We start from the raw sequence: 8,851 nt of genomic DNA, 5'->3' as shown, positions 1-8,851 counted from the left end.
CCCGCCTGCCCCGGTACGCGGCTCCCCCCTCCCAGTCGCACTCTTCGCCGGCCACCCAGCGCCGGGCCCGCTCCCCGGCCGCCGACGTACGGCCGGAACCCAGCACGCCCGATTCGCCGCGCTCACCGGCGAGGTAACCGCGAAGGGCGCTCACCACCTCCTCGGGCGCCGACGCCACGACCGCGAGCCGCTCCTCCATCGCCGCGCGCCCCACCTGGAGCGTGTGGGCGATGTCCGCGAGCGGCCCGTGGTCCTCCTCCGTGAAGAATTCCAGGAGCCCGCCGACGGCCTCTTCGAGCGCGTCGGGGGTCCTCGCCGAGAGCGGCAGCACGTGGGGACCGGCCGGCGACGTCCCCCCGTCGCCTTCCGCCGCCTCCCGGTACTCCTCCAGCACCACGTGCGCGTTGGTCCCGCCCATGCCGAACGAGCTGACCCCCGCCCGACGAGGCGCCGTCGCTCCGTCGGATCCGACCGCCCGCCGCCAGGGCGCACGCTCGCGCTGGACGCGGAACGGTGAACCCTCCAGGTCTATCCGGTGGTTGAGGGTGCTGAAGTGCGCGGTAGCGGGGAGCTCACCGTGGCGCATCGCCAGCATCACCTTGATCATTCCGGCGATCCCCGCCGCGGCCTCCAGGTGCCCGATGTTGGTCTTCACCGACCCCAGCCCGCAGTACGGAGCCTCCGGCTGCGGCTGCCCCCGATCGAGGCGGAGCCGGCGGAACGCGTCGACGAGCCCGGACACCTCGATCGGGTCCCCGAGCACCGTCCCCGTACCGTGCGCCTCGAGGTAGCCCACGGTCGCCGGGTCCACGCCCGCCTGCTCGTACGCCTGCCGCACGAGCGCCGACTGCGCCTCCGGGTTCGGCGCGGTGAGCGACTGGGCGTCCCCGCCGTGGTTGGTGGCCACGCCCTTGACCACCGCGAGGACCCGGTCACCGTCCGCACGCGCCCGCCCGAGCGGCTTGAGCACCAGCGCGCACACGCCCTCGCCCCGCGCATAGCCGTCCGCACCGGCGTCGAAGGTCCGGCAGCGGCCCTCGTCGCTGAGCACCCCGGCTCGCGCGTACGCCTCGTACTGCCCCGGATCGCAGATGACGTTCACCCCGCCGACGAGCGCCTGTTCGCAACTGCCGTCGCGCAGCGCCCGTACGGCCTGGTCCACGGCGACCAGCGAGGAGGAGCAGAGGGTGTCGACCGCGACGCTCGGACCGTGGAAGCCGAAGGCGTGCGAGACCCGGCCTGCGACGATCGACGGCGAGGTGGCCACGCTCCGGTGCGGCTCGGCACCGGCTCGGGTCGCCCGCAGCACCGCCGCGTAATCGTTGTGGCACACCCCGGCGAAGACTCCGGTGCGGGTACCGCGCAGGCGCGTCACGTCGTGCCCGGCGTCCTCGAACGCCTCCCAGGCGACCTCCAGGAAGAGCCGCTGCTGAGGGTCGATCAAAGCCGCCTCGCGTCGGGAGACCCGGAAGAAGGCGTGATCGAAGCGCCTGATGTCGCGGAGGAAGCCGCCCCGTGCCCGAGGCTGCTCGCCGGTGTGCCAGTCCCAGCGGTCGGCGGGTATCGCGCCGAGGACGTCGCGCTCTTCGAGCAGGACGCGCCACAGCTCGCCGACCGAGTCGGCGCCGGGGAAGCGCCCGGCCATCCCCACGACGGCGATCTCCTCGTCGCCCCCGGAAGCCCGCCGCTCCGGGCGGGGCGCCGCGGGTTCCGGCGTCGCGGCCGGCTCCTGCGCCACCGTGCGCGCGAGATCGGCGAGGGTGAAGCTCAGGAACAGCCTGCTGGGGTCGACCTCCGTACCCAGCACGGAGGTCGCGCGGGAGGCGAAGGCCGAGAGGGCGAAGCTGTCGAGTCCGAGCAGACGCAGGTCGGTGCCGTCCCCGAGCTCCTCCGCCGGAACGTCGAGGACCTGCGCCATCACGGGGCGCAGCCGCGGCAGCAGCGCGGCCGGGTCGGGGCTCGGGCCCTCCGCCGGTGCCGGCGCGGGCGGTTCGGCGGACGCCGGGCGCTCGGTGAACCGCTTCGTCGTGCGGATACGGGCCAGCGGCGCGCCGTCGCGCTCGCGGAGGAGGGTCGAGGCCAGGTGCGCGGTGTCCCCGTCGAAGTGGCAGGAGTCGAGCCGGTAGACGACCGCGTCGTCCGGCCCGCAGTTGCCGAGGTAGTACACGTCGCGGGAGACGGTCGAGGCGGCGCTCGACCAGTCGCCCGCGGGCCCGCGGCCCGCCGCGCGCAGGTCGAGCCGCTCGCAGTGGTCGTTGATGTGCGGGTAGGAGGCGAAGTAGAGCAGCCCTGCCGCGTTGAGGTCGTGGTACGGGTTGAGCTCGTAGCGCGGGCCGCCCTCCCCGCCCGCCTCGGGGCCAGACCTGCTGACCTCGTGGAACTCGCGCTGAAAACGCAGGAGTTGCTCGTCGACGGCTCCGGGGACGCCGCCGGCCGAAGGCGGGGCCACGGGCGTCAGCGAGCCCTCCGCACCACGCTTCACCAGGACGGTCATCAGGCGCGCGGTCAACCGGCGCTCGCCCGAGACGAGTTGGACGTCGGAGGTGAAGGTGTGCTCGTCGATCCGGGTCAACTCGCCCGTCAGCGCCACCTCGTCGCCCTCCGCGAAGACGCTCAGAGGCTGCTCGCTCTCGAGCCTGATCCGCACGAAGACGGGAAGCAACCGGTCCCCCGCCGGGTCCCTCAACTCCTCGACCGGTGCCCCGACATGCTCCGAGAGCAGTTGCCAGTGGAGGTCGCCCGCCTCCTTGAAGAGCCAGTTCTCCGAGAGACCGCCCACCGCCAGATGTGGAAGCGCCAAGCGGATTTCTCTGGGTTCCACGCTGCCCCCTCGTACACCCCGTGCCCCCGACCGGAACAGCGGGCCCCGGCCCGCTCTCCGCGTCGACATTCGATCAGAGGCATACAGCTCTCCAACACCCCTAGCCTTCGCCGCCGACTAGGGGACGCATAGGGGCCGACAGCGTGGCTCTGCAGGGCTGCTGGCGCGGCCTCACCCCAGCACGGAGCCGTCCAGCAGCCACGCGCCGACGCACTCCGGGCGGAACGGCACCGCCAGCGCCCCCACGACACCTGGCACCGGCTCCAGGTGCACGACGTGCCACCCCGGCCCGTCCGGGAACTCCGCGCTCCGCGCCAGCGCCACGCTGGGCTCGTCGCCCTCCAACTCCACCTCGAACGCGCTCAGCGGGACGGAGAGCCCGCGCCCGATCGCCTTCACCACCGACTCCTTCCGCGTCCACCCCCGGAAGAAGGCGTCCGCCCGGCGGTCCGGGGGCAGCGCGTCCAGCACCCGCCGCTCGGCAGGGTGGAAGTACCCGGCGACCCCTACCGCGTCGGGACCCTCCCGTACTGTCTCGACGTCGACCCCTAGCGGCCGGCGCCCCAGCCCCACCAGGGCGAGCTCCCCGCAGTGCGACAGGTTGAACTCCAGCCCCGCGGACTCGGTCCGACTTGCCAGCCGCGGCTTGCCGTGGCTGCCCGTACGGAAGGCGAGCTCGCGCTCCGGCGTCCCCGAGTACCGGGCGAGCACCCGGCGCAGGAAGACATGGCTGATCACGTACTGCCTTCTGTGCCGGTCGAAGACGAACGCGTCGGCCCTCTTCCGCTCGGCCGGCGAGAGCGCCTCGTACATGGCGTCCGGATCGTCGGCCCAGGATTCCAGAGGGACCGCCCACAGGTGCACCGAGAAGGGATCGACGAAGCTTTCCCCGATATTCGTGGTTCTGATCCAGGACAGCGGTCCGCACCGAAAATTCGTCGACATATCCAGCCTCTCCCCGCCACGCGCTGATCACCGACCGAAACAAAAATCCCCGCACCGCGCACCACCGTCGGAATTACCGCTCGTACGCAACGATCGGCGCACGGACCCGCGCCACGGCATCCCCTGGGGACTCGGCGCGTCACCGCATGCCCCGTCGCCGGAGGAAACCGCCGCGCGGCGGCGGCATGTCGACCGGCGGAAAATCTACGCACCGTTCCGCTTTTCTTTGTGCATCCGAAAGAACAACAGCCGGTAAAAACCGCCGCACCCGCGCGGAGCGGCCGGAGGACCGGCCGCGAGGCGCGCGCCCCGCGGCGCACGGAGTCGGCGGCAGCAGCCCCGGCCTGCGAGTGCGCCCCTCGTCGACGCGGAGCACCCCGGCGTACGCCCCGCGGCGCGGACCAGTCGCGTCGACCGCAGCCCGCCGCCCGCCCGACGTGCCCGCCGGCGAGGCACGGGACACCGAGACGCCGAAACAACCGCCCCCGTGAGAAGTTCCTCCCCATAGTCCCGATACGTTCCATTCCTCCGGAATATACCTATGGCTGTAAGGGACTTGACGTTGCTACGCTACCAAGCGGGAGGACTACGGACTGCTTGGCCACGCCATGTCAAGGACACGGCCGGACACCCTCCTCGGAGCGAAAAGGGGGATTCGCCAGTGCTCGTCGACCGCGATCTCGAAGTATCCCAGCTCATGGAGATGCTGACGGACAGCACCAGAGGAACAGGCACACTCGCTGTCGTGCGCGGCGGAACGGCCACTGGAAAGACCGAATTACTCCACACCCTCTGCGAGAACGCGGCGACAAAAGGATTCCGGGTTCTCAACGCCATCGCGAGCACGATGGAGCACTCATTCCCCTTCGCGCTCATCGAGCAGCTTTTCCCGGGCACGGCGAAAACAGCCGAGGAGGGGCGCACGTCCGCGGGCGAAACGGCGAGGACCGACCTCTCCCCCGACTTGGGCAGTGACGTACGGGTACCGCCGCAGTCGCTCCGGTTCGTGCACCGCGCGGCCCAGGCCCTCACCGAGGAGGGGCCGCTGCTCCTGGCGGTCGACGACGTCCAGCACGGGGACGCCGCGTCCCTTCAGTGCCTGCTCTACCTGGTGCGCCGTCTGCGGACCATGCCGATAGCGCTGATGGCCACCGAGACCCCGCACAGCGCCAGAAACCAGGCGCTGCTGGGCGAGTTGCAGTACCACCCGCACGGCAAGCGGCTGCGGTTGGCGCCCCTCACCCGCTCCGGAGCCGGCCGCCTCCTCTCCGAGGCGCTCGGCGACGAGGCGGCCGAGCGCCTCCGCGACCCGTTCCTCGACGTCAGCGGCGGCAACCCGCTGCTGCTGCACGCCCTGATCCGGGACAGCACCAGCCAGGCGGGCGCTGAGCCGGAGAGCTGCGAGCTCGTCGTCTCGGACGCGTTCGAGCAGGCGGCGCTCGCCTGCGTACACCGGAGCGGTCCGGAGTACGTCCGGGTCGCGCGCGGTCTCGCCGTGCTCGACGGGCACGGCGGTACCGCTCTCCTCGCCGACCTCCTGCACATCGATCCGCAGACAGCCGAGCGGACAGTCGACGGCCTGGAGGAAGCGGGTCTGCTCAACGGCGCCCGCTTTCGGCACCCCGCGCTGCGCAGCGCCGTGCTCAGCAGCATCCCGGCCTTCGACCACGCGGCGCTGCAACAGCGGGCGACACGGCTGCTCCACGAAGAGGGCGCACCCTGCGCGACCGTCGCGGCGCAGCTCCTGGAGTGCGGCCCCCTGGGAGAGGAATGGGAGACCCCGCTCCTGCGGTCGGCCGCTGAGCAGCACCTCGCCGACGGCGAGATCGCTCCGGCGGTGCGCTGCCTCCAACTCGCCGGGCGCTCGACCACCGACGAGGCCCAGGCGCTCGCCTGCAAGTTCGAAGTGGCCCGCCTCAACTGGCAGATCGACCCCAAGTCCGTGGCGCGCCAGATGCACGAACTCGCCGAGCCCGCACAGCGCGGCCTGCTGCGACCGAGCACGGCACTCGACCTCATCCGGAGCCTCCTGTGGCACGGGCTGGAGGACGAAGCCGTCAAGATCACCGGCGGCGGGGTCCCGGAGCCGGGGGACGATCCGCGGTTCGCCGATCGGCTGCATGCCACCTGGCTGAGCCTGGCCTCGACGTACCCCGGCGCACTGAGCAGGATGGGCGGACCGCTCAGCCCCCGGATGACGGACGAACCGTGCCAGGTGCCGGAGACGGAATCCTCCCACCTGATCGCGGAACGAGCCCTGCACTCCGCGCTCACCGGCGGGGACGCCGAAGACGTCACCGCCGCAGCCGAGCAGGGCCTTCCGTATGTGCACCCGGGCCGGAACGACTTGGAGCCGGCCCTTGCCGCCCTGCACGCACTCGTCTACGTCGATCGGCTCGACCTCGCCAGCTCCTGGTGCGACCAGTTGCTCAGCCAGTCGCCCCAGCACCGGACCCCCGCGCACGAGGCCGTGCTGCTGGCGACCAAGGCCCTCGTCCTGCTCCGCAACGGCAACCTGCCGTCGGCCAAGGACAACGCGTACGCGGCCCTCGCCCGCTTCCCGGCGGAGGGCTGGGGCACGGGGCTCGCGCTTCCGCTTGCCGTCCTGGTCGAAGCCCACGCCTGCATCGGTGAACACGAGGCGGCGGCAGAGCTGCTGAGCCGCCCGCTCCCCGACAACACCCTCCAGACCAGGTTCGGGATGCAGTACCAGTACGCGCGCGGCTGTCACCACCTCGTGCGGCAGCAGCACCAGGCAGCACTGGCGTGCTTCGTCTCGTGCGGGGAGCAACTCCAGACGTGGCGCCTGGATTCGCCGGGTTTCCTCCCATGGCGCAGCGGCGCGGCCGAAGCCTGGCTGGGGCTGCGCGAGCCCGCACCCGCGGTGCGCCTCCTCGACGAACAGGTCGAACTCTCCGAACCGCGCCACCCCAGGGCTGCCGGAGCCGCCCTCCGCTGCCTCGCCGCCACTCGCCCTCCGAGCCATCGAACCGCCCTTCTGGAGCGGGCGTTGGAGAGGTCCCAGGCCGGCGGCGACAGCTACAACACGGCACGCATCCTCGTCGACCTCGGCCGGTCCCAGCAGGAGCTCGGCATGGGCACCGAGGCCCGGCAGGTGGTCCGCCGGGCGTGGCGGCTGGCGCAGGAGTGCGGCGCGCAGGAGCTGGCGAGAGCGCTGCGGCCGGCCTTCCCCTGCGGCGGGAGGGAGAAGCGCATCCACGAGTCGCTCACCGAAGCGGAGCGTCGCGTCGCGTCGCTCGCCGCCCGGGGTCACACCAACCGGGAGGTGGCGGCGAAACTGTTCGTCACGGTGAGCACCGTCGAGCAGCACCTGACGAAGGTGTACCGGAAGTTCCGGATCAAGCACCGCAACCAGCTTCCGGCGAGCCTGACCTTCGACGGGGCGATGGAGAAGGTGTGAGCCGCGCGCTGCTCAGCGTCCACAGGCTTCCGAGAGGGCTTTCACCACCGCGGGGAGGTTCGAGTCGATGAAGAAGTGACCGCCGGGGTAGACGTGCATGTCGAACGCACCGGTCGTGTGCCGTCCCCATGCCCGGGCGTCGTCGAGGGTCGTCTCCGGATCAGCGTCGCCCACGAGTGCCGTGATCGGGCAGGCCACCTGCCCGTCGGCCGGACCTCGGTAGGAGCCCGCGACCATGTAGTCGGCGCGGAGGGCCGGCAGGAAGAACCGCAGCAGCTCCGGGTCCTCCAACAGCCGGGCGTCCGTGCCCTCCAACCGCCGCATCGAGGACTTGATCTCCTCGTCGGAGGCCGGTCCGGGCTCCCCGGCCCCCGGCCTGGGCAGAGACGGCGCACGCCGCGCCGAGACGACGAGCGCGGTCGGGGCGGCGCCTCCCGAGTCCTCCAGAATGCGGGCGAGTTCGAAGGCGACCGCCCCTCCCATGCTGTGCCCGAAAAGCACCACCGGCCGGTCGCGGGCACCCAACGCACCGGCCACCCCGGCGGCCAACTCCTCGACGCTGCGGGCCGGCGGCTCCCAGCGCCGGTCCTGTCGCCCGGGGTACTGCACGGCCAGCATCTCCACCGAGGGAGCGAGTTCCTGCGAGAGAGAAAAGTACGAACCCGCAGAACCCCCGGCGTGCGGAAGGCACACCAAGCTGACGGCGCTCTCCTGCGCCGTGTGGAAACGCCGTATCCACAGCTCGTCGTCGTCCCTGGTGGTCACGAGAGAGCCCCCTCCTGTCGCGTGATCCCTGACGGCCGCCCACAGCTTCCCCCACCGGCCCCGCCGCCGACACCCCTAACCGTCCCGGACCGCAGGGGTAGCCGCCCGGCCCCCGAGTCCGCCCCCAAGCGCCCGCGGCCGGTGCCCGCCGCATCGCCAGAACTCCGGTCCCTCTGCGTCACGCACCGCTCGCGCCCGGTCCGACGCAACGGGCCGACGGGGCCGAACGGTCAGGCCCGCCTGCCCGCTTGAGACTCGGGCCCGCCCGGGGACGAGCCACGTTCACAGGCGTACGCGAGGCCCCGCCACCCCCACCTCCGGAACGTCATCGATCGCACCGGCGCCCGCACCCGTGCTGGAGCCCGACTCCGTACCCGCGCCCGTGCCGGACCCCGCATCCGAGCCGGAACCGGTACCCCCGCCCGCCTCCCGTGACGGCCGCACCAGCAGGAGCACGAGGACCCCGCCGAGCGCAGCCGCAAGGGCCGACAGCAGGAACACCCGGTCGAGCCCCGCGGCGAACGCCTGGTGCACCAACTGGCCGGCGGCATCCCGGTGTTGCTCGGGCGCCGACGCAATCATGCGCTGCGCCTGCCCGGCGGCGAGTGCCGAGGCGCCCTGGCCGGGGTCCGGAACCGTGCCGGACCCGACGAGCGCGGTTGCCGCGCGGCTGGTGAAGGCGGCGCCGAAGACCGCGATGGCCAGGGTCATCCCGAGCTGGCGGAACGTGTTGACCGCGCCGCCCGCCATACCGGCCCGCTCCGGAGGCACCGTCGCGGTCGCGGCCGAGACGAGCACCGGCGTCGCCAGGCCGACCCCGATCCCGGCGACCACGAGGCCGGCGGCGAGCGAGGCACGCCCCGCATCCGCCGTCATCCCCGCACGCAGCAGCAGCATGC

Annotated in this window: 4 protein-coding genes and 1 pseudogene; 1 reads left to right on the top strand and 4 read right to left on the bottom strand. The window is 72.4% G+C overall.

What is annotated here, in order from left to right:
* Together UWG_RS0123550 and UWG_RS0123545 are read right to left on the bottom strand one after the other, a co-directional pair.
* Positions 1–2,800: beta-ketoacyl synthase N-terminal-like domain-containing protein (locus UWG_RS0123550; RefSeq protein WP_237720254.1), on the bottom strand; the 2,800-nt coding region annotated here is incomplete at its 3' end.
* Positions 2,801–2,992: 192 nt separating this feature from the next.
* A complete protein-coding gene (locus tag UWG_RS0123545; RefSeq protein WP_016909658.1) occupies positions 2,993–3,766 on the bottom strand; it encodes a 4'-phosphopantetheinyl transferase family protein in 774 nt (257 codons plus the stop codon).
* Positions 3,767–4,307: 541 nt separating this feature from the next.
* Between UWG_RS0123545 and UWG_RS0123540 the strand changes: the two genes are divergently transcribed.
* Positions 4,308–7,187, top strand: coding sequence for a helix-turn-helix transcriptional regulator (locus UWG_RS0123540; RefSeq protein WP_272943211.1), 2,880 nt, complete (start codon positions 4,308–4,310; stop codon positions 7,185–7,187).
* A gap of 12 nt (positions 7,188–7,199) precedes the next feature.
* Here UWG_RS0123540 and UWG_RS0123535 read toward each other — a convergent pair whose 3' ends face one another.
* Together UWG_RS0123535 and UWG_RS0123530 are read right to left on the bottom strand one after the other, a co-directional pair.
* The gene (locus tag UWG_RS0123535) at positions 7,200–7,952 is read right to left on the bottom strand and encodes a thioesterase II family protein (RefSeq protein WP_016909656.1); all 753 of its coding nucleotides are present in this window, start codon (positions 7,950–7,952) and stop codon (positions 7,200–7,202) included.
* A gap of 282 nt (positions 7,953–8,234) precedes the next feature.
* Positions 8,235–8,851 (bottom strand): annotated as a pseudogene (locus UWG_RS0123530) (MFS transporter); the annotation flags it as partial.

This window comes from Streptomyces xiaopingdaonensis, from assembly GCF_000262345.1.
GTDB lineage: Bacteria > Actinomycetota > Actinomycetes > Streptomycetales > Streptomycetaceae > Streptomyces > Streptomyces xiaopingdaonensis.
This window is presented reverse-complemented; position numbering and strand designations above follow the sequence as displayed.

Bases quoted from the DNA above. Each gene is read 5' to 3' on its own strand.
- UWG_RS0123545 (WP_016909658.1), bottom strand. From the start codon at position 3,766: ATGTCGACGAATTTTCGGTGCGGACCGCTGTCCTGGATCAGAACCACG.
- UWG_RS0123540 (WP_272943211.1), top strand. From the start codon at position 4,308: ATGGCTGTAAGGGACTTGACGTTGCTACGCTACCAAGCGGGAGGACTA.